At 66.1% G+C, this 24,264-nt stretch carries 30 protein-coding genes; 3 read left to right on the forward strand and 27 right to left on the reverse strand.

The genetic code is table 11. The features are described from left to right. Nucleotides 1-5 precede the first annotated feature (5 nt). The 26 genes from cysE to fabD form a co-directional block, all read right to left on the reverse strand. Nucleotides 6-812 carry a serine O-acetyltransferase gene (gene cysE / locus ACROUL_RS14325; protein ID WP_431300140.1) on the reverse strand — a complete coding sequence of 269 codons (807 nt, stop codon included), beginning with the start codon at nucleotides 810-812 and terminating at the stop codon, nucleotides 6-8. A 55-nt stretch (nucleotides 813-867) separates the two neighbouring features. Continuing rightward, complete coding sequence (locus tag ACROUL_RS14330; protein WP_431300141.1) at nucleotides 868-1,173, reverse strand: hypothetical protein; 306 nt, start codon at nucleotides 1,171-1,173, stop codon at nucleotides 868-870. Between the two features lies 1 nt (nucleotide 1,174). Next, a complete protein-coding gene (locus ACROUL_RS14335) occupies nucleotides 1,175-5,068 on the reverse strand; it encodes a baseplate multidomain protein megatron (RefSeq protein ID WP_431300142.1) in 3,894 nt (1,297 codons plus the stop codon). Nucleotides 5,069-5,071: 3 nt separating this feature from the next. Then, entirely contained in the window at nucleotides 5,072-5,512 is a 441-nt protein-coding gene (locus ACROUL_RS14340) for an NlpC/P60 family protein (protein ID WP_431300143.1), read from the reverse strand. Next, nucleotides 5,509-6,414, reverse strand: a complete 906-nt coding sequence (locus ACROUL_RS14345) for a DUF2163 domain-containing protein (RefSeq protein WP_431300144.1) — start codon at nucleotides 6,412-6,414, stop codon at nucleotides 5,509-5,511. The genes ACROUL_RS14340 and ACROUL_RS14345 overlap by 4 nt, the downstream gene beginning before the upstream one ends. Beyond that, nucleotides 6,411-7,043, reverse strand: a complete 633-nt coding sequence (locus tag ACROUL_RS14350) for a phage distal tail protein, Rcc01695 family (RefSeq protein WP_431300145.1) — start codon at nucleotides 7,041-7,043, stop codon at nucleotides 6,411-6,413. Before ACROUL_RS14350 ends, ACROUL_RS14345 begins: the two co-directional genes overlap by 4 nt. 9 nt (nucleotides 7,044-7,052) lie before the next feature. Further along, entirely contained in the window at nucleotides 7,053-7,703 is a 651-nt protein-coding gene (locus ACROUL_RS14355; RefSeq protein WP_431300146.1) for a phage tail tape measure protein, read from the reverse strand. Beyond that, a complete protein-coding gene (locus ACROUL_RS14360) occupies nucleotides 7,618-7,914 on the reverse strand; it encodes a rcc01693 family protein (protein ID WP_431300147.1) in 297 nt (98 codons plus the stop codon). The genes ACROUL_RS14355 and ACROUL_RS14360 overlap by 86 nt, the downstream gene beginning before the upstream one ends. After that, nucleotides 7,911-8,231 (reverse strand): gene transfer agent family protein, encoded by a 321-nt coding sequence (locus ACROUL_RS14365; RefSeq protein ID WP_431300148.1) that lies wholly within the window; start codon nucleotides 8,229-8,231, stop codon nucleotides 7,911-7,913. Before ACROUL_RS14365 ends, ACROUL_RS14360 begins: the two co-directional genes overlap by 4 nt. Continuing rightward, the gene (locus tag ACROUL_RS14370) at nucleotides 8,231-8,644 is read right to left on the reverse strand and encodes a phage major tail protein, TP901-1 family (protein ID WP_431300149.1); all 414 of its coding nucleotides are present in this window, start codon (nucleotides 8,642-8,644) and stop codon (nucleotides 8,231-8,233) included. Before ACROUL_RS14370 ends, ACROUL_RS14365 begins: the two co-directional genes overlap by 1 nt. 36 nt (nucleotides 8,645-8,680) lie before the next feature. Beyond that, nucleotides 8,681-9,076, reverse strand: a complete 396-nt coding sequence (locus tag ACROUL_RS14375) for a DUF3168 domain-containing protein (RefSeq protein ID WP_431300150.1) — start codon at nucleotides 9,074-9,076, stop codon at nucleotides 8,681-8,683. Then, nucleotides 9,073-9,411 carry a head-tail adaptor protein gene (locus tag ACROUL_RS14380; RefSeq protein ID WP_431301313.1) on the reverse strand — a complete coding sequence of 113 codons (339 nt, stop codon included), beginning with the start codon at nucleotides 9,409-9,411 and terminating at the stop codon, nucleotides 9,073-9,075. Before ACROUL_RS14380 ends, ACROUL_RS14375 begins: the two co-directional genes overlap by 4 nt. Nucleotides 9,412-9,422: 11 nt before the next feature. Beyond that, entirely contained in the window at nucleotides 9,423-10,022 is a 600-nt protein-coding gene (locus ACROUL_RS14385) for a head-tail connector protein (protein ID WP_431300151.1), read from the reverse strand. Between the two features lie 99 nt (nucleotides 10,023-10,121). Then, the gene (locus ACROUL_RS14390; RefSeq protein ID WP_431300152.1) at nucleotides 10,122-11,318 is read right to left on the reverse strand and encodes a phage major capsid protein; all 1,197 of its coding nucleotides are present in this window, start codon (nucleotides 11,316-11,318) and stop codon (nucleotides 10,122-10,124) included. Nucleotides 11,319-11,426: 108 nt separating this feature from the next. Further along, on the reverse strand, nucleotides 11,427-11,981 hold the full coding sequence (locus ACROUL_RS14395) for an HK97 family phage prohead protease (RefSeq protein ID WP_431300153.1): 555 nt from the start codon (nucleotides 11,979-11,981) through the stop codon (nucleotides 11,427-11,429). A 4-nt stretch (nucleotides 11,982-11,985) separates the two neighbouring features. Continuing rightward, entirely contained in the window at nucleotides 11,986-12,237 is a 252-nt protein-coding gene (locus ACROUL_RS14400; protein ID WP_305569699.1) for a GTA head formation protein, RCAP_rcc01685 family, read from the reverse strand. Next, nucleotides 12,234-13,409 carry a phage portal protein gene (locus ACROUL_RS14405; protein ID WP_431300154.1) on the reverse strand — a complete coding sequence of 392 codons (1,176 nt, stop codon included), beginning with the start codon at nucleotides 13,407-13,409 and terminating at the stop codon, nucleotides 12,234-12,236. The genes ACROUL_RS14400 and ACROUL_RS14405 overlap by 4 nt, the downstream gene beginning before the upstream one ends. A gap of 120 nt (nucleotides 13,410-13,529) precedes the next feature. Next, nucleotides 13,530-14,828 carry a DNA-packaging protein gene (locus ACROUL_RS14410; RefSeq protein WP_431301314.1) on the reverse strand — a complete coding sequence of 433 codons (1,299 nt, stop codon included), beginning with the start codon at nucleotides 14,826-14,828 and terminating at the stop codon, nucleotides 13,530-13,532. Next, nucleotides 14,821-15,150, reverse strand: coding sequence for a hypothetical protein (locus ACROUL_RS14415; protein WP_431300155.1), 330 nt, complete (start codon nucleotides 15,148-15,150; stop codon nucleotides 14,821-14,823). Before ACROUL_RS14415 ends, ACROUL_RS14410 begins: the two co-directional genes overlap by 8 nt. 185 nt (nucleotides 15,151-15,335) lie before the next feature. Next, on the reverse strand, nucleotides 15,336-15,947 hold the full coding sequence (locus tag ACROUL_RS14420; protein WP_431300156.1) for a class I SAM-dependent methyltransferase: 612 nt from the start codon (nucleotides 15,945-15,947) through the stop codon (nucleotides 15,336-15,338). After that, nucleotides 15,947-17,125, reverse strand: a complete 1,179-nt coding sequence (mltG, locus tag ACROUL_RS14425) for an endolytic transglycosylase MltG (RefSeq protein ID WP_431300157.1) — start codon at nucleotides 17,123-17,125, stop codon at nucleotides 15,947-15,949. Before mltG ends, ACROUL_RS14420 begins: the two co-directional genes overlap by 1 nt. Beyond that, nucleotides 17,125-18,387: a beta-ketoacyl-ACP synthase II gene (gene fabF / locus ACROUL_RS14430; protein WP_431300158.1), complete on the reverse strand. Its 1,263-nt coding sequence runs from the start codon at nucleotides 18,385-18,387 to the stop codon at nucleotides 17,125-17,127. The genes mltG and fabF overlap by 1 nt, the downstream gene beginning before the upstream one ends. Before the next feature lie 203 nt (nucleotides 18,388-18,590). Next, nucleotides 18,591-19,529, reverse strand: coding sequence for an arginase family protein (locus ACROUL_RS14435; RefSeq protein WP_431300159.1), 939 nt, complete (start codon nucleotides 19,527-19,529; stop codon nucleotides 18,591-18,593). Between the two features lie 312 nt (nucleotides 19,530-19,841). After that, nucleotides 19,842-20,075, reverse strand: coding sequence for an acyl carrier protein (locus tag ACROUL_RS14440; protein ID WP_305569707.1), 234 nt, complete (start codon nucleotides 20,073-20,075; stop codon nucleotides 19,842-19,844). 135 nt (nucleotides 20,076-20,210) lie between these two features. Further along, the gene (gene fabG, locus ACROUL_RS14445; RefSeq protein WP_431301315.1) at nucleotides 20,211-20,948 is read right to left on the reverse strand and encodes a 3-oxoacyl-[acyl-carrier-protein] reductase; all 738 of its coding nucleotides are present in this window, start codon (nucleotides 20,946-20,948) and stop codon (nucleotides 20,211-20,213) included. Nucleotides 20,949-21,039: 91 nt separating this feature from the next. Beyond that, nucleotides 21,040-21,969, reverse strand: coding sequence for an ACP S-malonyltransferase (gene fabD, locus ACROUL_RS14450; RefSeq protein WP_431300160.1), 930 nt, complete (start codon nucleotides 21,967-21,969; stop codon nucleotides 21,040-21,042). A 229-nt stretch (nucleotides 21,970-22,198) separates the two neighbouring features. Between fabD and rpsF the strand changes: the two genes are divergently transcribed. Genes rpsF through rplI form a run of 3 tightly spaced genes read left to right on the forward strand, consistent with a single transcriptional unit; the run spans nucleotide 22,199 to nucleotide 23,526 of the window. Beyond that, complete coding sequence (gene rpsF / locus ACROUL_RS14455; protein WP_431300161.1) at nucleotides 22,199-22,681, forward strand: 30S ribosomal protein S6; 483 nt, start codon at nucleotides 22,199-22,201, stop codon at nucleotides 22,679-22,681. Between the two features lie 20 nt (nucleotides 22,682-22,701). Further along, a complete protein-coding gene (gene rpsR, locus ACROUL_RS14460) occupies nucleotides 22,702-22,929 on the forward strand; it encodes a 30S ribosomal protein S18 (protein ID WP_103256213.1) in 228 nt (75 codons plus the stop codon). Nucleotides 22,930-22,941: 12 nt separating this feature from the next. After that, nucleotides 22,942-23,526, forward strand: coding sequence for a 50S ribosomal protein L9 (rplI, locus tag ACROUL_RS14465; protein ID WP_431300162.1), 585 nt, complete (start codon nucleotides 22,942-22,944; stop codon nucleotides 23,524-23,526). Nucleotides 23,527-23,585: 59 nt separating this feature from the next. Here the strand turns inward: rplI and ACROUL_RS14470 are convergent, their stop codons facing one another. Continuing rightward, entirely contained in the window at nucleotides 23,586-24,122 is a 537-nt protein-coding gene (locus ACROUL_RS14470; protein WP_431300163.1) for an HD domain-containing protein, read from the reverse strand. Nucleotides 24,123-24,264: the final 142 nt, after the last annotated feature.

Here is a 24,264-nt window from a genome sequence, read left to right on the forward strand (position 1 = left end):
CAGCATCATTTCGTTTTCAGGATCTGATCCATGGTCAGCGCTGGCTGCGCACAGCCTGCCTTGCCGACGACCCGGGCCGGCACGCCCGCGACCGTTGTGTTGTGCGGCACATCCTCCAGCACCACTGAACCGGCGGCAATGCGCGAGCAGCGGCCGACGGTGATGTTGCCCAGCACCTTGGCACCCGCCCCGATCAGCACCCCGTCACCGATCTTCGGGTGCCGGTCGCCGTCTTCCTTGCCGGTGCCACCAAGAGTGACCGAGTGCAGCATCGAGACATTGTCCCCGACCACCGCCGTTTCGCCGATGACGATGGAATGCGCGTGGTCGATCATGATGCCCTTGCCGACGCGGGCAGCCGGGTGGATGTCGACGCCGAAAGCTTCGGACACGCGCATTTGCACGAAGTACGCAAGGTCGATCCGACCAGTGCGCCACAGCCAATGCCCGACACGGTAGGCCTGAATAGCCTGATATCCCTTGAAGAAGAGGATCGGCTGCAGGAAGCGGTGGCAAGCCGGATCGCGTTCGTAGACGGCCATCAGGTCAGACCGTGCCGCAGCGCCCAGATCGGCGTCGCTGGCATAGGCTTCATCAGCGATTTCACGCAGGATTTGCTCGCTCATCTCGCCCGAGGCGAGCTTCATCGAAAAGCGGTAAGCCAGCGCCCGCTCCATCGACGAATGGTGCAGGAGGCCCGAGTGGATCAGGCCACCAAGCAGGGGTTCAGCGCGGATCGCCTCGACGGCCTCTTCGCAGACGCGCTGCCAGACGGGATCAATGCTGGAAACGCGTGGTTTGATCTCGGCCATGCTGAAGCCTCCTGTTACAGACCTCTTTTACCATATAGCGAGGCGCTGGCGACCCTCAAAGTTGTGATGTCGGCAATCGCGCCCGGTAATGGGTTTGCAGGGCCTTCGCCGCAATACGCATCGCATCGAGAAAGTCCGGGTCGCTGGCAACGGGTTCAGCGCCTGGGTGCAGATGCAGAACGCGGGCCATCAGGCTGCCATCACCGAAGGTCGGGTGGCAGCAGCGGGTGGCCTCGAAATGCGCCTGCGCTTCGGTCGCTTCGCGGATCAATCGCGTCGCGAATGGCATGCGCCCGACTTTCGGCAGTGGCATCAACGCCCGGGCCAGCAACAGAACGTCGGCGGCAAGCGGTGTGCGCATCTCAAACCGAAACCGCTACGCTGCGAAACGGGCCGGGGCCAAAGCGGGTTGAAACCTGCGCCACCGCAACGTCGAACGGACCCGTTACCCCGTCCGCAGCCTGCATTGCCGGGGAATAGACAAACCCCGGTGCGGCGCTGGAGTATTCCGCCCGGATCGTCGATCCTTGCTGGATGCGCAGAAGATAGGCCTCCACGTCTTCGCCCAACGGCACCTCGGCGACTTGCCAGCTGTCACCCTCAATGCGTGTCCTGCGTTTCCAGCCAAGCGTGACGGTCCCCGCAACGGTCTTTTGCCGAAGATGCGATACCGGATAGGGCCGCAGCCCGATGCCGTCGAAAGCCTCGATCCTCAACGTCACGTTCGGATCGTCGAACCCCCGCGAGGCCCCGCCGATGCGGTAGTATCGGGCAAGCCCGCGCGCCGAAAGCGGCAGATCGATCTGGGTCAGCGCAAGATCCAGCAGGACGACCGTGCTGCCAACCGGCCATTCCACCGGCATGATGCCATCGGTGCCCTGTTGCCCGCGTAACCGCATGCTGACCTCATAAGTGTCTGGCGCCACGATCTGGGACGATGCGAACTGAAAGACCTCCCAGTTGCCCGAGCTTCCATCGCCAATCGCCATTGCGTTCGATCCGTTCAGGACCGAAAGCTGGCTGGCCGACGCAAGTGTGCCCCCCGAAAGCCGGATGCGCAGCGGCGCGCCGCGATCCCACAGCCCCGGCGATGCGGCCAGCAAGGGTGACTCGGTGACACCGGTAACGGCGGGCGCTGCCACGAGCCGGTTCAACTCGTATCCCGCGTCCTCGGCAGCCGACCAGACCGCAACCGAACCTGGCCAGGGCGAAGCCGCAACCGCGATATGCGGGGCGTGCGCAACCTCGTCACCGGTCAGCAAGGGCAGGTCCACAAAGTACGGCAACACGGGCACCGGGGGCACGAATGGGCGCAGACGATAGTCTTCCTCCGCGCTTTCGCCCGGCAGATAGATCCCCGGCTCGACGCGGACCGCATCAAGCACCTGCGCCTCGGCCTGTTCCACCCGGTCCACCCTGTAGCGCCGGCCACGATAGCCGACGACGTCGCCCGCCCCCACGGTCAGACGCGATTTCGGCAAGGCAAACCGCGCGCTGTCACGGGCAACACGGGCTTCGGCCAACCAACGGTCCACCGTCGCGCGGCCTTCCGCCTTGGTCAGTGCGACCGCGACATCGGTCTGCGATACGCCGCGGGCCTCCTCGTCGGGAAAACGACCTTCCACGCTGCGCACCTCGTAGCTGCCCTGCGCATCGACATACCCTAGCCGCACTTGACCGGCAGTCTCGGCCTCGGACCCGCGGGAGGTCTCGAACGTGCCTTCAAGGTCGCTGACCACGGCAAGTTCGTCCGGCGTGATCTCCGCGCTTATCCTGCCGGTCCGGTTGCGGAACTGCGCCATGCCGTCGCGTTCGACCATATCGAATCCAAGCGCCAGCATCAGCGGTTGAAGGGCCGCGCGCGCGGTCGAAACGTCGCTTTGCAGGTAGCCGCGCACTAGCCCGTAAAGGGCATCGACATCGACCGCGGTGATACCCGAAGCGGCGCAGATTTCCCGCACCACCGTTGCCAAGGGCTGGTTTGTCGCGCGCCCGTTCAGCCAATGTCCACGCGAATAGTTGCCGCCATCACTCCAGATTTCGGTCTGGCCGGGAAACTCAGGGAACGGTCGCGCGTCCCATGCCCAGACATGCGCGCGGTCCATGTCGACCATCGCCTCGCCGTAAAGCGGCGAGACCGGGTTGTTTGCGGGGTCGGTCCAGAACTCTGCCATCGCCAGCAGATACTGCATCTGGACAAGGTCATCCCGCCGCCCGCTTGAATACTTCGGCAACCCCGACTCCGAAGATTTCGCGTCAATGAAGCGGTTCGGCTGGTTGGTGCCCTTGTCAATCGCGGCACAGCCATATTCGGTGAACCGGAACGGCTTTGAGTGCGGCACCCACGCCGTCGGTTGCGCCGCGCGCACCCCACCCGGTCGGTCAAAATGTGCGTTCGACCACCAGGATTTCAGATCCTTGTAGCGAAACACCCACGGCTCGCCGTAAGCGCCGTCAGTGATCGGCAAACGGATTTGCGCCGCCTCGCCTTCAGGGCTTTCGTAGAACCAATCCCCACCCTCGCCCCCCGTGATATTCGCCTTGAGGTAGGCAAGGTTATAGATCGAGCGCCAAGCCGCATCCGCGTGGTCGTCACCGTCACGCCAATCAGATACCGGCATGTAGTTGTCGATCGCAACGAAGTCGATGTTGGGATCGGCCCACAGCGGATCAAGATGGAAATACACATCCGTCCCAGTGTGATAGCCGAAATACTCGGACCAGTCGGCGGCATAGCTGATCTTGACCGTGGGCCCAAGAATGGTGCGCACATCGGCGGCAAGCGCCCGAAGCGCCTGCACCGCCGGGAAGGAATCCGCCGCGCCCCGGATCTGGGTCAGCGACCGCATCTCCGAGCCGATGCAGAAGGCGTCAACCCCACCGGACACGGCGCAGAGTTTCGCATTGTGCAGGATGAACCGCCGATAGCTCCATTCATTCGGCCCGGAATAGCTGATCACATCCCCTTCCGCGCTGAAATGTGCGGGCTGCGCCGTGCCAAAAAACGCCGCCACCTCGGCCGCTGCGGCAGCGGTTCGGTCGGTCGTGCCCTCCTGCCCGGGGGCCACCGACAGCGTCACCCGCCCCCGCCAAGGCAGGGCTGGCTGGCCGACAGAGCCGCTCCACGGATCGGGCAGGCTGTTGCCGGCAAGCTGATCCATCAACATGAACGGATAGATCATCACCTCCTGGCCCTTTGCCTTGATCGCGCGGATCGCCTCGATCACCGAAGCATCCGCCGGGGTGCCGCCATAGACCGACCGCCCGTCGACCTTCGGCACCTCGGCCGCAGCCGACCGCGCAATCCCGCCCGCCCGCCACCGCATCCTGACGCCGTCACGGACCGTTTGCTCCACCTTGGGCCGGACCGTGCATGATCCGCAGCGAAGGTCGTCGCCGAACCAGGACACGATCACCGAAACCGATCCACACCCTGGCAATTCTTCTCCCAACTGCTCCAGACTGGTTGCAAAATCGGTCAACCCGGACGGGGAATGGACGTTGGCAGTCCGGTTCCGGCCGCGCCCTTCGACATAATGTACAGGCGTCGTCGCAAGGCCGTATTCCCCCGTCCCCGGAATAAGCGCAACCGCGCGAACCGCACCGTTCAATGTTGCCAGGGGCTCGATCGACGGTCCCTGCGCGGCGCGCATGACCTCGAAGTTGAACTGCGGCACGCGGTTGCCAAAAGCCGACAACTCCAGATCCTCGATCACCACATAGGCAAGTCCGCGATAGGCCGGCGCCTGCCCGGCCCCCTCGACCGCCTCGATCTTGGGGTCTGGCACTTGCGCCTCGCTGCCCATATAAACCCGCAGGTTCAGGTCGCGCGGCGAGATTTCGTTCCCGTCCGCCCAGATCCGCCCGACCCGCAGGATTTCGCCCTCGCAAAGCGCAATCGCAAGGCTGACGGAATAGCTGTATTCGTTCACCTTCTGCTTTGGCGCCCCCTTGCCGCTGCGCCGCCGCTGAACGGTTTCGCTGAACTGCGTGGCCCAGATCACCTGCCCCGGCAGCCGCATCCGGCCCCACAACTGGCCGATCGCAGCACCCTCGCCCGCACCGGTCAGCCGCAACCTGTCCAACCGACCGACATCAACCGGGTCCGAGCCCGCCCCAAGGATGCGCTGGTCAATCAAGCGTCCCAGCGTCGCCCCGACCGCCCGGCCGATCACCGCGCCAGACAGGCCGAGGATCGCGCCGCCAAAGCCGGACCCGATGGCCGCACCAGCCGCAGACAAGATAAGAGTGGCCATAGATCAGGCTCCTTTGGGAAAGGCGAAACGTGCCGCGATCCGCCGTTCCCAAGGCTGGGACAGCGGGCTTTCGATGACACCGTGGTCGGTGTAGGCATGGATGAAACGCGGCGCGGGCCCGGTTTGCGATTGTATACCCAGATGCTTGGCGATGCTGCCCGCCCGCATCCGAAACACCAGCACATCACCCGGCTCGGCCACATCATGCGGCTTGTGCAGCAGCAACCGCGCCGCTGCCTCCAGCAGCACCTCGCGGTGATCCGGTTCGGCCCAGTCGGCGGTATAGGCCGGTACAACCTCGGGTTCCGGCCCTTGCAACGCCCGCCAGACTCCGCGCAACAGGCCCAGACAGTCGGTGCCCGCCCCCTTGACGCTGGCTTGATGCAGATAGGGCGTGCCGATCCAGCTTCGCGCCTCGGCCACGATACGGTCAGCGCCCGTCATGCAGTCGGCCCGCCGCTCTGGCGCACCAAGCTGCCGCCGGTCTTTGCGCTGCCCGACACCGGATAGGACGTCAGCCAATCTTCACCCGGAATATGAGGAAACCCGCGGAAGTTCATGAAATTGGAAAACTTTGTTCGACAAGTATCCGACGCCTTGTTGCATCCCGCAATGATGCGAACACTGTCGCCCGTAGCGATTTCCGCCGGGATCGACTGCCACAGGTCGATCCGCCTGCCTGCACCCTCTTGCCGATCGGCCCGCACCACGCCGACAAGGCCCGCGGCAAGCCCGCTCAGCACCTCGAAGCGGCCATACTCGAACCACCGGTCATCAAACCCGGCAAAGCTGGCAAAGCGAAAACTGCGCCCGTCCTCGACCGTCTCGACGACGCGCTGTGCAAAATATCCGGGTTGGCCCGTGTCGAACCGGCAGCGACTGTCGCCCAGAACCGCCGAACAGCCGGACTGGTAGGCAAAGCCCTGCGGCCGGTTCAACGCATCGCTCAACCCCCGCAACTCGGCCCGGAAGCTTCCGCCCGCACGCACGATCTCGCCCAAGGCGCCACGAAACTGCTCAATCCGCTCGTCAGGATTGGCCCAGTTCACCAGCCAGGCCCGCACCTCGGCCCCGTCATAGCGCCCCGCCAGAAGGTCCGCTTCGGTCACCGACGCGTCGCTCAGCGCGCCGACAGCCTCGCTGTTGTCAACCGACAGTCCCGTGGTCTGCTGCAAGGCCCGCGCCGTCATCCCGGTATCGGCGCGGCAGACCACACCCTCGATCACCAAATCGCGGTCATGGTCGGTAAACCCAAGCACCGTTCCGTCCGGCCGCACCACCGTCCACGCCCGGCACACCGTCGTCGCCCCACTGCCCAGATGCGCATGAAGCGCCGCCGCGCTCACAGCCGGATCTCCACAACCGGCACCGTCGGCACATCACCCGCCTGAAACGACGCGACCGAGGTCTGAATGCCATCGGTGTCAAAACGCACCGGCACGTCGAACTCGAACCCCGCCGTGATCCGCGTCCCAGCCTCGGGGGCGACCACGAAGGTGATCTCACCCGTCTGGTAATTCACCGTGAACTCAAGGCTTTCGATCTTCTGGTCGTCCGAAACCGCCACCAGAACCGATCCGACCACCGGCTTCAGGATCGGCCGCACGTAGCTTTCCAGGCCCGACGCATAGGTCTTTTGCAGCCGGAACACCGTCGCCACCCCGTCGCCCGCACCGACCAGCTGATCCAGCGGCGACGTGCCGCGCGATGCCGGGCAGGATTTGTAGTCCGACCAGTCCTTCCAGCGAAACCCGTGCAACTGTCCGGCCCGCGCCTCGAAGAACGCGATCAGCGTCTCCACGTCATCCAAGGACCGCAGCCCCACGCCCGCGTCATAGCGGCGGCGCGAATGGGCCCACGGCGTGTTGCGCTCCTCGAACCCGTTGGCAAGTGTCACCACCTCCGTGCGCCGTTCAGGGCCACCGACCGACCCGAAGCTCAGGTTTGCGGGAAAGCGTATTTCGTGAAATGCCATGATCGTCCCTCACCGGTTCCGTTGTCCACGCGCCAGCGCCCGGCTGACCTGTGCGGCCACCTGGGATTGGCTGCGCTGAAAGCCCTGCACATCCGGCGTCGTGATGTTCATCACCACGCTCACCGCCCGCCCGCCGCCCGCCTGCACGCCCAATTTGCCGTCGGGCCCGCGCGCCAAGGGCATGATCGCCTCCGGTCCTGCCTCGCCCATCAGTCCGCGCCCGCCCCGCATCGGAAACATCGAGGGCTGCGACACTACCCCGCCCTTGGCGAACGGCATCACCTTGCCTTGGGTGAACGCCCCACCATTGGCGAACGGCATCATCGCCCCCATCGCCCCCGAAACGCCCTGCGCCAAAAGCCCGCCCAGCGCGCCCGTGACCGGTTTCATCGCGATCGAATAGACCGAGTCCACGATCGTATTCGCGACCGATTTCAGCGCGTCGTTCAGCTTCATCCCATCGAACACAAGGCCATTGAACGCCTTGCTGAGGCCCCCCGAAATTCCGTTCGACAGCGTGTTCACCTCGCGACCGGTGAAGATCATCGTCTCCCGCATCCGCGCCAACTCGCCGTCAAACGCCGCCACCATCGTGGCCGACGACCCCAGCTGCGCCTCCAGCGCCGTCAACTGGTCCTGCATCGCGTTGATATCCGCCATCGCCCTCACCCTTCCTCACATCGGGAAACGCCGCCGCCAGTTCGGCCAGCCGCGCGCGCGTCAGGGGCGGGCCCGCCTCGCCCGCCCCCAGCATGATCCGCAGTTCAACCGGGGTCAGCCGCCAGAAAACCGCCGGCTCCAGCCCAAGTCCGTGCAGCCCCGCGGTCATCAGCCCGCGCCAGTCGATCGTGTTGCCGCCAATGCCGCTCATCCCTCCCCCGGCACCGAAAACGCCCGCGCCAGCAACTCCGCCGCCGCGCGCGACGCCTCCACCGGCCCGCCGCCGATCTCCACGGTCCGCAGATCCGCCGCCGTGCCCTGCCAACCCCCGCCCCGCAGCCCCGCCACGATCAGCGCCAGCACGTCGCGCGTCGAAAACCGCCCGCCCTCGAACCGCTCCACCAGGTCGATCAGCGTCCCGGTCTCCAGCGCCGCCTCCAGCTCCGCCAGCGCCCCCAGCGTCAGCTTGGCGGCGTGGCGCTGGCCATCCAGCCAGATCGCCACCTCACCCGTCCAAGGGTTCGCCATCAAAGCGCCGTGAACGTCAGCGGCCCCGCCGAGGCCATCGACATCTCATAGGTCGCCTCGTCGTTGTGGCTGCCCGCATATTCGATGGCGGTCAGCTGGAACAACCCCTCGATCACGCCGAAACTTGGGATAACCACCTGAAATCGCGGAATTTCCCCGTCAAAGAAGATCTGCCGCGCGCGCTCGTCGGTATTCGCATCCCGAAACACGCCCGAGCCCGAGATCGCCGCCGACTTCACGCCCGCCCCGGCCAACAGCTCGCGCCACCCGCCCTGGCTCTCAAGGCTCGTCACATCCACCGTCTCGGTGTTGAAACTGATCCGCGTCGCCCGCAATCCGGCGATGGTGACAAACTGCCCATCCCCCGTTTGGTCGATCTTGATCAGCAGATCCTTGCCGCTTTGCACAGCCATGTCCGTTCTCCGTCAAAGATGAATGAAAGCCGCGCGCTACAGTTGAACGCGCGCCCGGAAGGTCAGGTCGATCCGCCGCGTCTCGCCCTCGGAAATCCGCCGCGCACTGGCACGCACGAAGTAAAGGCTCACCAACTGCCCGCGCGTCAGCACCAAGGGCACGCCGATCAGCGCATCCGAAATCGCCGCCGCCACCGTCTTCAGCGCCAGAAACCCGGTTGCGTCGCTGATCACGCTGATCACCAGCTGATGTTCCGCCCCCGCACCCGATTTGTCGGACTGGTCCCGCGCCTCCTCCGGCCCGATCAGGACGAACGTCCCGGTCACCCCCGGCGGTACGGCGTCAAAGATCGCCACGCCCGCCAGTGCGGGAAACACCGTCAACGCCTGATAGACCGCTGCCTGCAGCGCGGCCGCTCCACCGTAACTCATGTCGGCACCTCCTCGCGTGCAAAGCAGGTCAGGTAGCGCCCGTCCGGGTCACGCTCCGTCACCGCCAATATCGTGAACACACGCGCCCCCTCGCGGAACCGCTGCTCCGGCTTTGGCCGCGACACCGCACCGTAAGGCGCACCCCTGACCACGATCCGGTAGGGCACCGAGGCAAGGATCAATTCTTCCCCCGGCACATCCCGCCCCGATCCCGGCAGCACCGCAGCCCAGAGCGTGCCCAGCGCGGCCCAGCTTTCGCTATAACCGCCCGCACCGTCGCTGACGCGGACCGCGCCTTCCAGCACCAGCGCCCGGTTCAGATCGGGCGCCTTCATGCCCAACCCGCTCATGCCCGCCCCCCGCCCAGGATCCGCACCGTCCGCCAGCGTTCGATCAGCGTCACCACGCCGAACGGCAACCCCGCAGCCTGGGTGTTGTCGTCATGGCGATGCTCGTAGAACTCCGCCGCCAGCAGCAGCACCGCCTGGCGCAGATCGGCCGGCACCTCGGCCCATGTCGTGCCAAAACCCGCATCGAACACCACCTTCACCAGCCCCGAGGCCGGAATCGTCGGCAGCGCCGTCCCCTTCCCCGCCAGCCGTGGCCGGTGCAGATCCGGGATCAACCGATACGCCGCCGCCGGCACCAGCGTTTCCGCCGCCGCCACGTCCACCAGCGTCACGCTCACGATACCGCCGACCGGGGCCACCGGCAGCGCCTGCTCATCGCCATCGCGCCAGCAATCCAGCACCCAGCGGAACCGCCGCTGATACAGCATCTTCCCGATCCGCGCCTCGATCGCGGCCAGCGCCGCGCGCAGGTAACTTTCCAACAGCGCATCCTGGATGCTCCCGTCGGAAAATCCCGAGCCGAGGCGCAGATGGTCCTTCAAGTCCTGAACCGGCAGCGCCGCCCCCGGCACCGTGGTTTCTTCGGTCAACATCATGTCATGCACTCCCGGCCGTCAGACTGTGGAAAAGCCGGACGCGCGCACCACGGCGCGCGTCCAATTCCCCGGTCCCGCTTGCGGGGGACCGGGACGCCGTCAGGACACCGCGATCTTCAGAAGCTTGATCGCCGCATAGTCGGTGATGTCGCCGCCCACCCGCTTGTTGGCGTAGAACAGGACGTTCGGCTTGGCCGAGAACGGGTCGCGCAGGATGCGAAGATCCGGGCGTTCCGCGATGGTATAGGCGCTGCGGAAATCCCCGAAAGCAATCGGATGGGCGTTTGCCGCCACGTCCGGCATGTCTTCGCAGATCAGCACCGGATAGCCCATCAGACGCGCCGGCTCGTTCGCCGCAAGACCATCCGACCACATGAAGCGGCCATCGGCGTCCTTCATCTTGCGCACCGCGCCCACGGTCTTCGAATTCATCACGAAGGTCGCATTGGCGCGGTAGTCGGCGCCCAGCGCATAGACCAGGTTCACGATGCAATCGACCGCGTTGGTCGTGGCAAAATCCGCCGCAGCGCCGGTCGGGATGTAGCCAAGGCTGCCCCAGGTCCAGGACGCGTTCGCCACCTTCGCCGGAAGCAGAATGCCCTTCGGCTTGTCCACCCCATCGCCGTTGATGAAGGCCGCAGCTTCCGCACGGATGAAGCGGGTCGCGATCTTTTCGGCCAGCCAGCCTTCCACGTCGAACGCGCTGTCGTCCAACAGCCGCTGACTGGCCTTCGGCATCGCCGCCAGTTCGTGCAGCTTGATCGAGATGCGCTCGATCACCGGGGTTGCGGTCTCGGTGGTCGACGCGGTCTCCGTCGCCCAACCCGAACCCACTTCCGAACGGTCGACGATCACATCGAACGAGGTCGCCTCGACCTGGGCCACATTGGCGATCGACCGCAGGCTCGACGTCGCGAACAGCATCGACCGGATGCGGTCCGCCGTCTGCGGATCGACCAGATAGCCACCGTCTGCCGCCACGGCGGTGCTCATCGCCTTGCCTTCCAGCACAAGCCCGCGCAGGCCATCGTCATCGCCCGAGCGCAGATAGGCGTCGAACGCCTTCTGGTGCGGCGCGCCTGCATCGGTGTGCGCCGACAGTGCCGGGCGCCCGTAAGTCATGGTCTTTGCGTTCAACATGGTCAGTCGCTCTTCCTGTTGTTTCAACGTCGATTTCACTTCGTCCTGAAAGCCCTTGAATTCCTTCAAGAACCCGGACACAGCTGCCTTCACTTCCGCAGCCGGCGATTGGGCCTCGGGCAAGCCTGCCCCGGCCCGAGCCTCTGTCTCGGTCATCGTGTCGTTCCCTTCGGTTGCACTCAGAAGCAAAGCATCAGTGGGCCGCCGCCCCGTCCCCTGACTGGGAGGGGTTGGTGTCGGGGGATGCTTCAAGAAAACCCCGGCCTAGTTTCCGGAAAGGCTCCGCCGCGCGGCCTCGAACGCCGCCGCAACCTCGCGCCAGTCCTCGCTGAACGTGTCGGCCTTGGCCGAAACCCGCGCTTCGGGAAGCATCGGAAACGTCACCAGCGACACCTCCCAAAGCTCCAGTTCCGACAGTTGCCGCACGCCCTTGCCGTCCCGTTCCGCCTTCACCGTGCGGTAGCCGATCGACAGCCCGTCGATCGCCCCCGCCGCCAGCAGCGCCACCGCCTCGCGGCCCTTGGCCACCTCCGTCAGGATGCGCCCCTTGACCCAAAGCCCGGTGGCATCCTCGCGCACCTCGTCCCACACCCCGATCGGCTGGGCCGGGTCATGCTGCCACAGCATCTTGACCCGGCCCCCGCCGGCAGCGAGGCGCTTCAGCGAGGCCGCATAGGCCCCCTTGCGCACCACATCGCCGCCCTGATCCTTCACCCCGAACAGCGACGCATAGCCCGCCACCACATGCCCGTCGGTCACCACCAGCCCCGCTTCCGGGCGCAGGTACTTCCGCTCCGGCGCGCCCCACTCGCTTGTCATCGCCTCACCTCGTTGCCGCATTGATCACCGCCTCCGCCATTTGCGACAAAAGAAACGCCGCCACCCCGTAAACCCCCAGCCAGATACGCTTTTCCAGCCGCTCAAGGCTCGCGTCGATCAGCCCCAGCCGGAAGTCCAGCGCCGCCCAGCGCTCCTCGGCCACCCGCTCGTTGGCCTCAATCCGCGCCGCCGCCGCATCGAAACTGTCGTAGACGAACCGTGACCCACCCTCGGTCTTGCGCCCCGGCGCCGTCATTCGCCCTCCGCGATCTTCGGCAGCCCAAGGATCATCCGCTTCTCGGCCTCGGTCAGGAAGTCGGCCGCACCGACCCGCGCCCATTGCTGGTCGCGCTCCACCGCCAGCGCCGGGATCTGGTCCAGATCCGCGCGCAGTTCCACCAACTCCCCCGTGAACCCCGACAGCCAGTGTGACAGCGACCCCATCACCCGGCCCACCAACGGCAACACCGTCAGCCGGTAGAACGCCCGGTTCGCCTCCTGGTAGTTGGCATAGGTCGCATCCCCCGGTATCCCCATCAGCATCGGCGGAACGCCAAAGGCGATCGCGATCTCCCGCGCCGCCGCCTCCTTGGTCTTCTGGAACTCCATGTCCGAAGGGCTGAACCCCATCGGCTTCCAGTCGAGCCCGCCCTCCAAGAGCATCGGCCGCCCGGCATTGCGCGCGCCCTGATGGTGGCTCTCCATCTCGCTCACCAGCCGGTCATACTGGTCCGAACTCAGGGCCGACTGCCCGTCAGCCCCCTTGTAGATGATCGCCCCCGACGGCCGCGCCGCATTGTCGAGCAGCGATTTGGACCAGGCGCTCGCCGAGTTATGCACATCCACCGCCACCGCCGCCGCCTGCATCGGGGAGAACCCATAGTGGTCATCCTGCGGATGGAAACTGCGGATATGGCAGATCGGGCTCACTGCACCCGTCACGTCGAACCGGTGCGACCGCCCGCTGACCGTGTAATCATAGGCCACCGGCCAGCCATCCGCCCCCGGCACCAGGCTCATCCGGTCGGCGCGCAGCACGTGCAGCTCGCCCGGCAAGGCTCCCGCCCCCGGCACCGCCTCGACATAGGCGTTCCCGGCCAACAGCAGATAGCCGTACACCGCCTCCAGAAACTCCGCCCGCCCCTGCCCCCCGTTCGGCCGACCCAGCAGCCCCAGCACCGGATGCGCCTCGAACCGACGCTCCGCATCCTGACACACCAGGGGCAAGGCAGCCGCCGCTTCGGCAATCAGCCGCACCGCGCGAAACCCGATCGGGTTGCCCTGAAACCCGGTCCGCGCCAGCGTCACCGCATCGCGCGGGCTCCATGCCACCCGCCCCGACGAGCCCCACGCCACCACCCGCCCGGTGGCCGAGGCCTTCTGCTCCGGCACCGCAACCACCGGTTTTCTCAAGAAATCAAACACCATCGCCGCCGCTCCCTCATCCTCGGGCAAAGCCCCGCCGTGCCCCGGCCCGCAACAGGCTGGAACTCACACCCCGAAGGGCCTTCATCTGTCCGAAAATATCCCCGCCGGAGGCTCCGCCCCTTACAGCGAGCGCACCATCGGTCGCCCGACCTGCCCTGCCGGATCGACCATCAACTCGGTCAGCGCCCACACGAGCGCATCCAGCCGGTCAGGTGAGCCGGCACCCTTCCAGCCTGTTACCGTCATCTGGCACATCTGAGCTTCCAGCTTGGCCAGCCCCCGCACATGCGTCACCCTTCCCTGCTCGTACAAGGCCGCCACCGGCTCGGCGCGCAGCATCTTCGACCGCGTGGCATGCACCGCGCGATAGGGAACCAGGGGGTCGATCATCCGCACCACCCGCTCCACCAGATCGCCGCCCTGGTTCACTTCCGCCACCAGCCGGTCCGCCTTGTGCCGGTCCATCGCCGCCAGCGCCGCCCGCGCCCAGCCCTCCGGCGTAGCGCCCCGGACGCTCGCATCCTCCAAGACCACCGCCCGCCACTGCCGTGGATCGCCCCGCGTATCGGCACCAACCACGATGATCCCGCACTCGTCGCTCTGCTTCGACGACGTCACCGGCGGATCGACCGCCACCACGACGCGCGTCACCTCCGGCAGCGTATCGACCCGCAGCCCGTCCAGAAGCGGCATCGACCACAGGCTGCCCTCGGTCTCCTCGATCAGCAGCCCGTCCAACTCCTGCCGCCCAAGGCTCGTGCCGCCAAACCGCGCCTGCACTTCGGTCAGGAAGGATTCCGCCAGATAGGCCCGGTTCGCCTCGGTCGGCGCATGGGTGATCACGGTCGAGGGGTTCTTCAGGATCGCCTTCAACACCCCCACATTGCGCGGCGTCGTCGTCACCACCTGCCGCGGCGTCTTCCCAAGGCGCAGCGCGAACTGCAACTGGTCCCAGGTCTCGCCGCCCTTCCTCCACTTGCCCAATTCGTCCGCCCAGGCCGCATCGAACTGCGGCCCGCGCAAGCTTTCCGGGTCATGCGCCGAAAACACCTGCGCCACCGCCCCGTTCGGCCATTCCAGCAGCTTGCGGCTCGCGTGCCACTCCGGCCGCCGGTCAGGCGGCGAGCAGGCCAGAATGCCGCTTTCGCCCAATATCATCACCTCGCGCACCTGATCGACCGTCTCGCCCACCAGCGCCACCCGCCGCGACCGGCCCGGATCGTTCGGCCCCGAGCCCTCGACCTCCGCGCGCACCCATTCCGCACCGGCCCGGGTCTTTCCCGCCCCGCGCCCGCCCATGATCACCCAGGTTTTCCACGCGCCGCGCGGCGGGATCTGATGCGGCAGCGCCCAGAACTCGAACAGCCACGGCAAGGACAGCAGTGCGTTCTCGTCCAGCGCGCCAAGGAATTCAGTCACGTCCTCCGGCGTCGCGGAGGCAAGCCAGGCGGCGCCCGATTTCAGCCCGCGCTGCGTCAAAGTCGAGGGCACCCCCGGCTCCGACATGCCCGGCAATCTGCTTGCGGAGTTTGTCAACTTTGGTCCTTTCTTCCAGCACTTGCAGCGCCGTAGTGCGCAGGTCGCGCACCGCTGTCTGCGCAGCTTTCACTTCACTCATCTGCCCGGTGCGGATCGCCTGGATCGTGCGATACAACTCCTCCGCCGCCATCCGGTACAAATCATCCGCCACTGCCAGCACATCGTCCGGCACCGCGTCTCCGTCGGAGAGCCTGATTGTCATCTGCCTTCGCCACCCCTCATGCAGCCCCGCACGAGCGAAACATGAAAAAAGCGGCCAACCGGTTGCCCCGGGGCCGCTCTCACATTTCTATCAGCATGCCGTGATCTCTACCTTGGACCGCGCGGCAAGTCAAGCAAAAAATCCAATGAATGCAATGGCTTGGAGAACTCACCGTTTACCGCTTGTTAACCACGCCGCCCCAGCAGAACGGACCGTCCTGCACAATCCGGGTCGTTCAGCACAAAGGCCACGACGTCGATGCCCGCCGCCGCCAAAACGCTCCGATACCCCTCTGGCGCGAGGCTCGCATGATAGACAGCCTCGCCGCCAACCGCACCCAACGGCTCACCCGCCTCGGGTCCTACCGTCAGCAGCAGCGCGCCGCCCGGTGCCAGATGCCGGGCCAGCCGCGGGATCAGCGCCACCTGCTCCGGCGGCGTCAGGTGAAAGAAGCTGTCCCACCCGATGATCGCGGCAAACTCTTCGCCCAGTTCAAGGCTGCGCATATCGGCCACAGTCCACCGCTCGTCCGGCAGTCTGTATCTGGCCAAGGAAATCATTGGCGCGGCAAAATCCACGCCCCAGACCCGCCGCCCCTGCGCCACCAGATACGATGCAATCGGCTCGCCCGCACCACAGCCCAAGTCAAGCACGCGGCTAGCCGGCGCGGTCATTGCCAGCGCCCGATCCAGCCACCGCCGCTCGTGCAGCCCGCGTGACCGCGTGGCATCCCAATGCGCTGCCTGCCGCTCATAGACGCCCCGCAAACCCGCTGCGACATCGCGAGCGTCGCGCATCACTCGCCCTGCACGCCGCCCTCGTCTGCGGCCCCCTGCGCCGCCTCGATCGCGCGCCAGCGGGCGACGTTCTCGTTATGCTCGGCCAGCGTCTCGGCAAAGGCATGTCCGCCCGTGCCATCGGCCACAAAGAACAGATAGCCCGTCGCATCCGGGTTCAACGCCGCCTCGATCGACAACCGCCCGGGGTTCGCAATCGGCGTCGGCGGCAGCCCGTCGATCACATAGGTATTCCACGGCGTCTCGCGGCGCAGCTCGCTCTGCCGCAGCCCCCGCCCCAGCACGCCCTCGCCCTTGGTGACCCCGTAGATCACCGTCGGGTCGGTCTGCAACCGCATCCCCTGCTCCAGCCGGTTGACGAACACGCTTGCCACCTGCCTGCGCTCTTCAGGGATCGAGGTTTCCTTCTCCACGATCGACGCCATGATCAACGCCTCCTCAGGCGTCTCATAAGGCAGCCCCTGCGCCCGGCCCTCCCACGCCGCCGCCAGCGTCGCCGCCTGCGCCTCGCTCATCGCCGCGATCAGCGCCGCCCGGTCCGACCCCTTCGCAACCTCATAACTCCCCGGCGCAAGCGAGCCTTCCGGCGGAACCGCTTCAATCGTGCCCGCCAGAAAATCCGCCCGCTTCAGCCCCTCGACCACCTGCCAGCTCGTCACCCCTTCCGCCACCGTCACCCGGTAACGCAGATCGGGGTCCTCGCTCGCCTGCACATAGGGCTCAGGCACTGTGCCCGCCGCCGGATCGAACTTCACCACCTCGACGAAACTGTTGGTCGCCAGATCCAGCTCGCTCAAAACCACGTCAAACGCAGCAACACCGATGCGGAAGTTGACATCCCGCCCACAGGTCGACGCGCCCCCCGCCGTGATCGCGTCCAGCACCTCGGCCATCGACGCCCCGGCAGGCACCATGTACGACCCGAACTTCAGGTCATCCGCCTTGTCCGAATAGTCCGCCCCGATCCGGAAGATCCGCGCATCCGTGACCGCGCCGCGATCTTCCAGCGTGCGGCTCACCGCGCTCAGGCTGGCCCCCCGCTCCACCTGCAGGCAGATCGGCACGTCCAATGGCCCAACCTTGGAAAATTCGTTGCGCCCCCAGGCCACCAGCGCCGCCGCCGCGATCAGGATCACGATGAACAGCGTCAGCGCGTTCGAGGCGACCGACCGCCACATCAGCCCGCCACCTTGCCCAGAACGAGGCTCGCATTGGTGCCGCCAAACCCGAACGAGTTCGACAGCGCCACGTCGATCTTCCGCCGCACCGCAGCATTCGCCGCAAGGTTCAGCTTCGGCGTCACCGCCGGATTATCAAGGTTTATCGTCGGCGGCGCCACGCCATCCCTGATCGCAAGGATGCAGAAGATCGCCTCCACCGCCCCTGCAGCGCCCAGCAAATGCCCGATCGACGATTTCGTCGAACTCATCACCGCCCCCGCCGCCGCATCGCCCAGCAGTCGCTCGACCGCCCCCAACTCGATGGTATCCGCCATCGTCGAGGTGCCATGCGCATTGATGTAATCCACATCGCCAGCCGCCAGCCCCGCCCGCTTCAACGCAGCCTCCATGCTGCGATAGCCCCCGTCCCCGTCCTCGCTCGGCGCGGTGATGTGGTAGGCGTCGCCCGACATGCCGTAGCCCAGCACCTCGGCATAGATCTTCGCCCCGCGCGCCTTCGCGTGCTCGTATTCCTCCAGCACAACGACCCCCGCCCCCTCGCCCATCACGAACCCGTCGCGGTCCGCGTCATAGGGCCGGCTGGCCTTCGTCGGATCATCCGCCCGCTTGGTCGACAAGGCCTTGCAGGCGTTGAACCCGGCAATCCCGATTTCCGAAATCGGGCTCTCCGCGCCCCCTGCCACCATCACGTCGGCATCGCCCCACTGGATCAGCCGCGCCGCATCGCCAATGGCATGCGCACCCGTCGAACAGGCCGTCACAACCGCATGGTTCGGGCCCTTGAAACCAAACCGGATCGAGACTTGCCCCGAGACCAGGTTGATCAGCGCCCCGGGAATGAAGAACGGGCTCACCCGTTTCGGTCCCTTTTCCTTGATCAGCACCGCCGTTTCGGCAATCGAGGTCAGCCCGCCGATCCCGGACCCGATCATCACCCCGGTGCGCAGCTTTTCTGCTTCCGAAATATCGTCCCAGCCCGCATCGCGTACCGCCTGAACCGCCGCCGCCATGCCGTAAAGGATGAAATCGTCAACCTTGCGCTGGTCCTTCGGCTCCATCCAGTCATCCGGATTGAACGTGCCGCCTGTGCCATCGCCCCGCGGGATCTCGCAGGCATACTGCGTCACCACATTCGACGCGTCGAATTTGGTGATCGGTCCCGCGCCCGATTGCCCGGCAATCAATCGCTCCCAGGTCGCCTCGACACCGCACGCCAGCGGCGTCACCATTCCCAGACCTGTGACCACGACACGACGCATCCGAAAACCCCCATCCTTAGGCTGAAATCGGTGATACACGCCCCGCCTTTGGCGTGCAACCAAACCCGGCCCGTACCGGCGGCGCGATGCGTGCCAGCGCTCTGCCTTCCTCTTTGCGAAAACATCCCACGGGAGGTTCGGAGGGTGTGAAACCCTCCGATCCCGCCCTGCCCGCCGCACGCCCCCTCAAACCTGTCGCGCCCTCAGCCCTGCCGCGCCAGCACGCCCAGCACCGCCGCCAACAGTTGCGCCGCAAGCCCGGCGCCCAACCCGTCCACATCACGCGACGGCATGAACTCCACCATGTCCACCCCCGCGATCCGCGCCTTCTCCGACACCCCGGCAATCAGCTCCAGCACCTGCCAGTAGCTCAGCCCCCCCGCCGTCCGCCCGATCACCGCCGGCATCACGCTGGGGTCCAGCGCATCGACATCAAGGCAGATGATCACCTCGGCCCCCGCCGGGATCAGGTCCACCGCCCGCCCGACACCAGACCGCGCCACCTCACCCGCGGGCACGAAACTCACGCCCCAGTCCAGCGCGTCCTGCACATCGGATACCCGCGCAGACCCGGTGCCTCGGCTTCCCACCTGTACGATCCGCTCGATATGCCCCATCTCGCTGGCTCGACGCATCGTCGACGACAGGCCCAGCCGCTCGCCCCCCACCTCGTCGCGCCAGTCAATATGCGCGTCGATCTGCAGGATGGTGAAGGTCTTGCCCCGCGCACCATAGGCTTCCAGCATTGGAATCGGCAGCGAATCGTCGCCACCGATCAGCACCGGCACCGCGCCCCGATCCAGGATCAGGCTGACCGCACCGAAGATGCGCGCCCGGTTGCCCACCGGATCGGCCTCGTCCTGCGGCAGGTCGCCCGCATCCACAGCCGTCACCCGCCCCGGAAACACCGGCCCGCCAAGGTCAAAGTTCATGTGCCCAAGGTTTGCCGCATAGGCCGCCCCCGCCGCCCGGATCGCCCGCGGCCCGCCCGCGCAGTAAAACCCCACGCTCGGGTAAGGCGTGCACCCATCCGCCCCGATCAGCACGGCCCCCGCCTGCACCCGGCTCAGGTCCCGGCAGCGCGGCAGGCCAAGGAAAGTCTCGCCGTCGCCGCCCCCGAACATCGCTCCCAGACTTGCCATTGCCGCCTCCTTGCATTCGCGCCCACTTTGCCCGCGCCGCCCGCAAGGTGGCAAGGCAAGCGATGCAGAGCCCCCCCGCGCGGCGGCCATTCTCCGCCACCCGCGCAATATCCCCCGCTCGGTGCCCACCGTTCCCCGTCGACCTAAACCCTTCTTCTTTGAACAAATATCCCACGGGAGGGTGCGGGACAGTGCGAAACCCTCCCGCATCCACAACCGTCAAAAGGCGCGGCGCCTCCCCGTGCCAAGGCACGAAATGCAAAAGGCGCCCCGCAAGGGACGCCTTTCACTACCCGATAAGGGCGTATGAACTCAGGCAGCTTCCGAGATGAACTTCACCGCGTCGCCAAAGGTCTGGATGGTCTCGGCGGCGTCATCCGGAATCTCGATCCCGAACTCTTCCTCGAACGCCATCACCAGCTCGACCGTATCAAGGCTGTCAGCGCCCAGATCGTCGATGAACGAGGCCGTTTCCGTGACCTTGTCCTCTTCGACGCCCAGATGCTCGACGACGATCTTCTTAACGCGGTCCGCGATGTCGCTCATGTCCGTTCCTCTTTGTGGTGCGGGCAACGCCCGCCTTGTCTCAAGATGCCCGTCTCAGGGCGATTTCCTGCGCGCCTATAGCAAGGGCCGCGCCGCATGGCAAACTGTTTCCAGACACGGTCCGGAAACGCGCCATCACACCATGTCCATCCCACCGTTCACATGCAAGGTGGCCCCGGTGACATAGGCCGCTTCCGGCGACGAAAGATACAGCACCGCCGCCGCAATCTCTTCCGGCCGGCCCATCCGCCCCGCCGGAACCACGCCCAGGATCGCCGCCTTCTGCGCCTCGTTCAGCTTGTCGGTCATCGCCGTCTCGATGAACCCAGGCGCCACCGCATTCACCGTGATCCCCCGGCTTGCCACCTCGGCGGCCAGCGACTTCGACAGGCCGACCATCCCGGCCTTCGACGCGGCATAGTTCACCTGCCCGGCATTGCCCGTGGTCCCCACCACCGAGGATATGTTGACGATCCGCCCCCACCGCGCCTTCATCATCCCCCGGATCGCCGCCCGGCACAGCCGGAACGTGGCCGTCAGGTTCACGTCGATGACAGCGGCCCAGTCCTCGTCCGACATCCGCATCGCCAGCCCGTCGCGGGTGATCCCGGCATTGTTGACCAAGATATCCACCGCCCCCATCGCCTCGCCCGCGCGCTTCACCAGCCCCTCAACTTCGGCGGGCACCGAAAGGTTGCACGGCAAAACATGCGCCAGCCCGCCCAATTCCGCCGCCAGCGCCTCCAAAGGCTCGACCCGCGTGCCCGACAGCGCGACCGTCGCCCCCGCCCCATGCAGCACCCGCGCGATCTCCGCGCCGATCCCGCCCGAAGCGCCAGTCACCAGCGCGCATTTCCCCGTCAGATCGAACATCGCCACACCTTCCCGTTTCATCTGTCCGCAAATATCCCGCAGGGGGTCCGGGGGGCGCGAAGCCCCCCGGCGCCTGCCCCGCGCAGTACCCTCAGCCCTTCGCCGCGATCACGTCCTCGGGCGTGCCCACAGCCCGCGTCACCGCCCCGTCCGCCGTGCGCTTGATCATCCCCGACAGGGCCTTGCCCGCGCCGATCTCCCAGAACTCGGTCACGCCGGCCCGCTCCATCCACAGGACGCTTTCCCGCCAGCGCACCGATCCCGTGACTTGCGCGATCAGAAGATCATGAATCCGGTCCGGCTCCGTCACCGCCTCGGCCCGCACGTTGACCACGATCGGCACCTTTGGCGCGTTGATCACCGCCGCGGCCAGCGCCTCGGCCATCACATGCGCGGCCGGCTGCATCAGCGCGCAATGGAACGGCGCGCTCACCGGCAGCAGCATCGCACGCTTGGCCCCCTTGGCCTTGGCGATCTCCAGCGCGCGTTCGACCGCCGCCTTGTGACCCGAAACCACCACCTGTGCGGGATCGTTGTCGTTCGCCGCCTGACAGACCTCGCCCTGCGCCGCCTCCGCCGCCACCGCGACCGCCGCCTCGAAATCAAGGCCCAGCAGCACCGCCATGGCCCCCACCCCGACCGGCACCGCCTCCTGCATCGCTTGGCCCCGGATGCGCAACAGCCGCGCGGTATCCGACAGGCTCAAACTCCCCGCCGCGCACAGCGCCGAATATTCGCCCAGCGAATGACCGGCCACAAAGGCCACATGCTCCAGCCCGATCCCCTCGCTCTCCAGCGCCCTCAGCGCCGCGATCGAGGTCGCCATCAGCGCCGGCTGCGCATTCTTCGTCAGGGTCAACTCCGCAATGTCGCCCTCCCAGATCAGCCGCGACAGGGTCTCCCCCAAGGCCGCGTCGACCTCGTCGAACACCGCTTTCGCCGCCGGATAGGCCTCGGCCAGCGCCCGGCCCATCCCGATCGTCTGCGCCCCCTGACCTGGAAATACGAATGCGCGGCTCATGCCATTCTCCCCTGTTTTCTCCGGGATAGCCCGACACGCCACGCTTCGCAATCTCGCGTGTCACCGATGCCGTCACTCTGCCACCCTTCCCCTTGCATCGCGCGGCCCACTCTGTATAAGGCCCCATCCTTGCAGGCAGTCCCTTTATCCGGCGCTGCCCCTCGTGGACTGGCCGCCTGCAAGGCAAAGCCCGTCCTATGAAGCGCGCCCGAAACGGAACGGAGACCGCATGCCGCTTTACGAGCATGTTTTCATTTCGCGTCAGGACCTGTCCAACGCGCAAGCCGAAGGCCTTATCGAACACTTCTCGACCGTCCTCGCGGACAACGGCGGCAAAGTCGTTGAAAACGAGTACTGGGGCGTCAAGACGATGGCCTACAAGATCAACAAGAACCGCAAGGGCCACTATGCCCTCCTGAAATCGGACGCGCCCGCCGCTGCCGTGCAGGAGATGGAGCGCCTGATGCGTCTGCACGACGACGTCATGCGCGTCCTGACCATCAAGGTCGACAAGCACAACGAAGGCCCGTCGGTCCAGATGCAGAAGCGTGACGAGCGTGAGCGTGATGGCGACCGTGGTGATCGTGGCGGCTTCGGCGGCGAACGCCGTGAACGCCCGTCGTTCGGCGACCGTCCCGATCGTGGCGGCGACCGTGGCGAACGCCCGTCCTTCGGTGGCGAGCGTCCGTCGTTCGGCGCACCGCGTCGTTGATCTGAGAGAGGACACACAACATGGCGAACAAACCGTTTTTCCGCCGCCGCAAGGTTTGCCCCTTCTCGGGCGACAACGCACCGGCAATCGACTACAAGGACACGCGTCTGCTGCAGCGCTACATCTCCGAGCGCGGCAAGATCGTTCCGTCCCGCATCACCGCCGTCTCGGCAAAGAAGCAGCGCGAACTGGCTCAGGCCATCAAGCGCGCGCGCTTCCTCGCCCTGCTGCCCTACGCCGTGAAATAAGGAGCACATGACATGCAAGTGATCCTTCTGGAACGCGTGGCCAAGCTTGGCCAGATGGGCGAAGTCGTCAACGTCAAGGACGGCTACGCGCGCAACTTCCTCCTGCCGCAAGGCAAGGCTCTCCGCGCCAACGACGGCAACATCAAGTCGTTCGAAGCCAAGAAAGCCCAGCTTGAAGCAACGAACCTCGAGACCCGCAAAGAAGCGGCCGCCGTTGGCGAAAAGCTCGACGGTCAGATGTTCGTCGTGATCCGCTCGGCTTCCGACGCGGGCGCGCTTTACGGCTCCGTCACCACCCGTGACGCGGCCGAGGCTGCAACCGAAGCCGGCTTCACCGTGAACCGTGGCCAGATCGTGCTCGACCGCCCGATCAAGGACCTCGGCATCCACACCGTGTCGGCCGTTCTGCACCCGGAAGTCGTGGTGAAGATCAAGCTGAACGTCGCCCGCTCGGTTGAAGAAGCCGAACTGCAGGCGTCGGGCAAGTCGATCCAGGAACTCGCCGCCGAGGCCGAAGCTGCTGCGGAGTTCGAGATTGCGGAACTCTTCGACGAAATGGGTGCCGCCCAGGACGGCGAAGACCTCACCCGCGACTGATCGCAGGCCAGGACATCTACCTAAGCCGCGCGGGGCAACTCGCGCGGTTTTTTCTTTGGTCAAGCGCCGCGCGCGGCGACCGCCTTGCGCGACAAGGCCAGCGCATCGGCAAACGCCTCGCGCACCGGATCGGCACCGCCGGGCAAACGGCTGACCACCGCGTCCGCCCAATCAAGATAGGCCATCTGCCGTTCCACCGGCCAATGCAACGGCGGCGCAGCCCCGACCGCCCGGATGTTCGACAGCTTGTCGCAGATTTTGATCAGCGCCGCCGCATCCGTCTTGTGCGGCGCGTTTCGGACCTGCAACTCCTTGCGCTCGGCCTTGGGCAGGCTTTTGTCGTCGGTCATTTCCACCACCAGCGCCGCGACCTCATCTCCGAAGCGCTCTGCGATCTCTGCTGGCAACACTCCACAGTCCTCAACCGTGTCGTGCAACCATGTAGCCATCACCTGCGCCTCGCTACCGCCGAACCGGGCAACCAGAGTGGCCACCTCGACGACATGGTTGATGTAAGGCTCGCGGCCCGCGCCCTTCCGGGTTTGCCCACTATGGGCGGCCTCGGCAAACTGCCGAGCCAATTCGACTTTGGACATGCGTCCTCCAAGCGGCCAACACCGTCGCAGAGCACAAGACATGCATCTTGCGGCTTCGGTCGACCATTGATTTCAGGGAAATTGAAGGCAGTACCTTCGAACCCGATGATCGAACGAAGCACGACCCTTGTCAAATGGAAAT

Source organism: Tabrizicola sp. BL-A-41-H6 (genome assembly GCF_050632395.1).
In the GTDB taxonomy this organism is placed as follows: domain Bacteria; phylum Pseudomonadota; class Alphaproteobacteria; order Rhodobacterales; family Rhodobacteraceae; genus JAUYQR01.

What these genes read in the sequence shown, in the direction of transcription:
- cysE (WP_431300140.1), bottom strand. Translation starts at nt 812, where the DNA reads ATGGCCGAGATCAAACCACGCGTTTCCAGCATTGATCCCGTCTGGCAG.
- ACROUL_RS14330 (WP_431300141.1), bottom strand. Translation starts at nt 1,173, where the DNA reads ATGCGCACACCGCTTGCCGCCGACGTTCTGTTGCTGGCCCGGGCGTTG.
- ACROUL_RS14335 (WP_431300142.1), bottom strand. Translation starts at nt 5,068, where the DNA reads ATGGCCACTCTTATCTTGTCTGCGGCTGGTGCGGCCATCGGGTCCGGC.
- ACROUL_RS14340 (WP_431300143.1), bottom strand. Translation starts at nt 5,512, where the DNA reads ATGACGGGCGCTGACCGTATCGTGGCCGAGGCGCGAAGCTGGATCGGC.
- ACROUL_RS14350 (WP_431300145.1), bottom strand. Translation starts at nt 7,043, where the DNA reads ATGGCATTTCACGAAATACGCTTTCCCGCAAACCTGAGCTTCGGGTCG.
- ACROUL_RS14355 (WP_431300146.1), bottom strand. Translation starts at nt 7,703, where the DNA reads ATGGCGGATATCAACGCGATGCAGGACCAGTTGACGGCGCTGGAGGCG.
- ACROUL_RS14360 (WP_431300147.1), bottom strand. Translation starts at nt 7,914, where the DNA reads ATGAGCGGCATTGGCGGCAACACGATCGACTGGCGCGGGCTGATGACC.
- ACROUL_RS14365 (WP_431300148.1), bottom strand. Translation starts at nt 8,231, where the DNA reads ATGGCGAACCCTTGGACGGGTGAGGTGGCGATCTGGCTGGATGGCCAG.
- ACROUL_RS14370 (WP_431300149.1), bottom strand. Translation starts at nt 8,644, where the DNA reads ATGGCTGTGCAAAGCGGCAAGGATCTGCTGATCAAGATCGACCAAACG.
- ACROUL_RS14375 (WP_431300150.1), bottom strand. Translation starts at nt 9,076, where the DNA reads ATGAGTTACGGTGGAGCGGCCGCGCTGCAGGCAGCGGTCTATCAGGCG.
- ACROUL_RS14380 (WP_431301313.1), bottom strand. Translation starts at nt 9,411, where the DNA reads ATGAAGGCGCCCGATCTGAACCGGGCGCTGGTGCTGGAAGGCGCGGTC.
- ACROUL_RS14385 (WP_431300151.1), bottom strand. Translation starts at nt 10,022, where the DNA reads ATGATGTTGACCGAAGAAACCACGGTGCCGGGGGCGGCGCTGCCGGTT.
- ACROUL_RS14390 (WP_431300152.1), bottom strand. Translation starts at nt 11,318, where the DNA reads ATGACCGAGACAGAGGCTCGGGCCGGGGCAGGCTTGCCCGAGGCCCAA.
- ACROUL_RS14395 (WP_431300153.1), bottom strand. Translation starts at nt 11,981, where the DNA reads ATGACAAGCGAGTGGGGCGCGCCGGAGCGGAAGTACCTGCGCCCGGAA.
- ACROUL_RS14400 (WP_305569699.1), bottom strand. Translation starts at nt 12,237, where the DNA reads ATGACGGCGCCGGGGCGCAAGACCGAGGGTGGGTCACGGTTCGTCTAC.
- ACROUL_RS14405 (WP_431300154.1), bottom strand. Translation starts at nt 13,409, where the DNA reads ATGGTGTTTGATTTCTTGAGAAAACCGGTGGTTGCGGTGCCGGAGCAG.
- ACROUL_RS14415 (WP_431300155.1), bottom strand. Translation starts at nt 15,150, where the DNA reads ATGACAATCAGGCTCTCCGACGGAGACGCGGTGCCGGACGATGTGCTG.
- ACROUL_RS14420 (WP_431300156.1), bottom strand. Translation starts at nt 15,947, where the DNA reads ATGCGCGACGCTCGCGATGTCGCAGCGGGTTTGCGGGGCGTCTATGAG.
- mltG (WP_431300157.1), bottom strand. Translation starts at nt 17,125, where the DNA reads ATGTGGCGGTCGGTCGCCTCGAACGCGCTGACGCTGTTCATCGTGATC.
- fabF (WP_431300158.1), bottom strand. Translation starts at nt 18,387, where the DNA reads ATGCGTCGTGTCGTGGTCACAGGTCTGGGAATGGTGACGCCGCTGGCG.
- ACROUL_RS14435 (WP_431300159.1), bottom strand. Translation starts at nt 19,529, where the DNA reads ATGGCAAGTCTGGGAGCGATGTTCGGGGGCGGCGACGGCGAGACTTTC.
- ACROUL_RS14440 (WP_305569707.1), bottom strand. Translation starts at nt 20,075, where the DNA reads ATGAGCGACATCGCGGACCGCGTTAAGAAGATCGTCGTCGAGCATCTG.
- fabG (WP_431301315.1), bottom strand. Translation starts at nt 20,948, where the DNA reads ATGTTCGATCTGACGGGGAAATGCGCGCTGGTGACTGGCGCTTCGGGC.
- fabD (WP_431300160.1), bottom strand. Translation starts at nt 21,969, where the DNA reads ATGAGCCGCGCATTCGTATTTCCAGGTCAGGGGGCGCAGACGATCGGG.
- rpsF (WP_431300161.1), top strand. Translation starts at nt 22,199, where the DNA reads ATGCCGCTTTACGAGCATGTTTTCATTTCGCGTCAGGACCTGTCCAAC.
- rpsR (WP_103256213.1), top strand. Translation starts at nt 22,702, where the DNA reads ATGGCGAACAAACCGTTTTTCCGCCGCCGCAAGGTTTGCCCCTTCTCG.
- rplI (WP_431300162.1), top strand. Translation starts at nt 22,942, where the DNA reads ATGCAAGTGATCCTTCTGGAACGCGTGGCCAAGCTTGGCCAGATGGGC.
- ACROUL_RS14470 (WP_431300163.1), bottom strand. Translation starts at nt 24,122, where the DNA reads ATGTCCAAAGTCGAATTGGCTCGGCAGTTTGCCGAGGCCGCCCATAGT.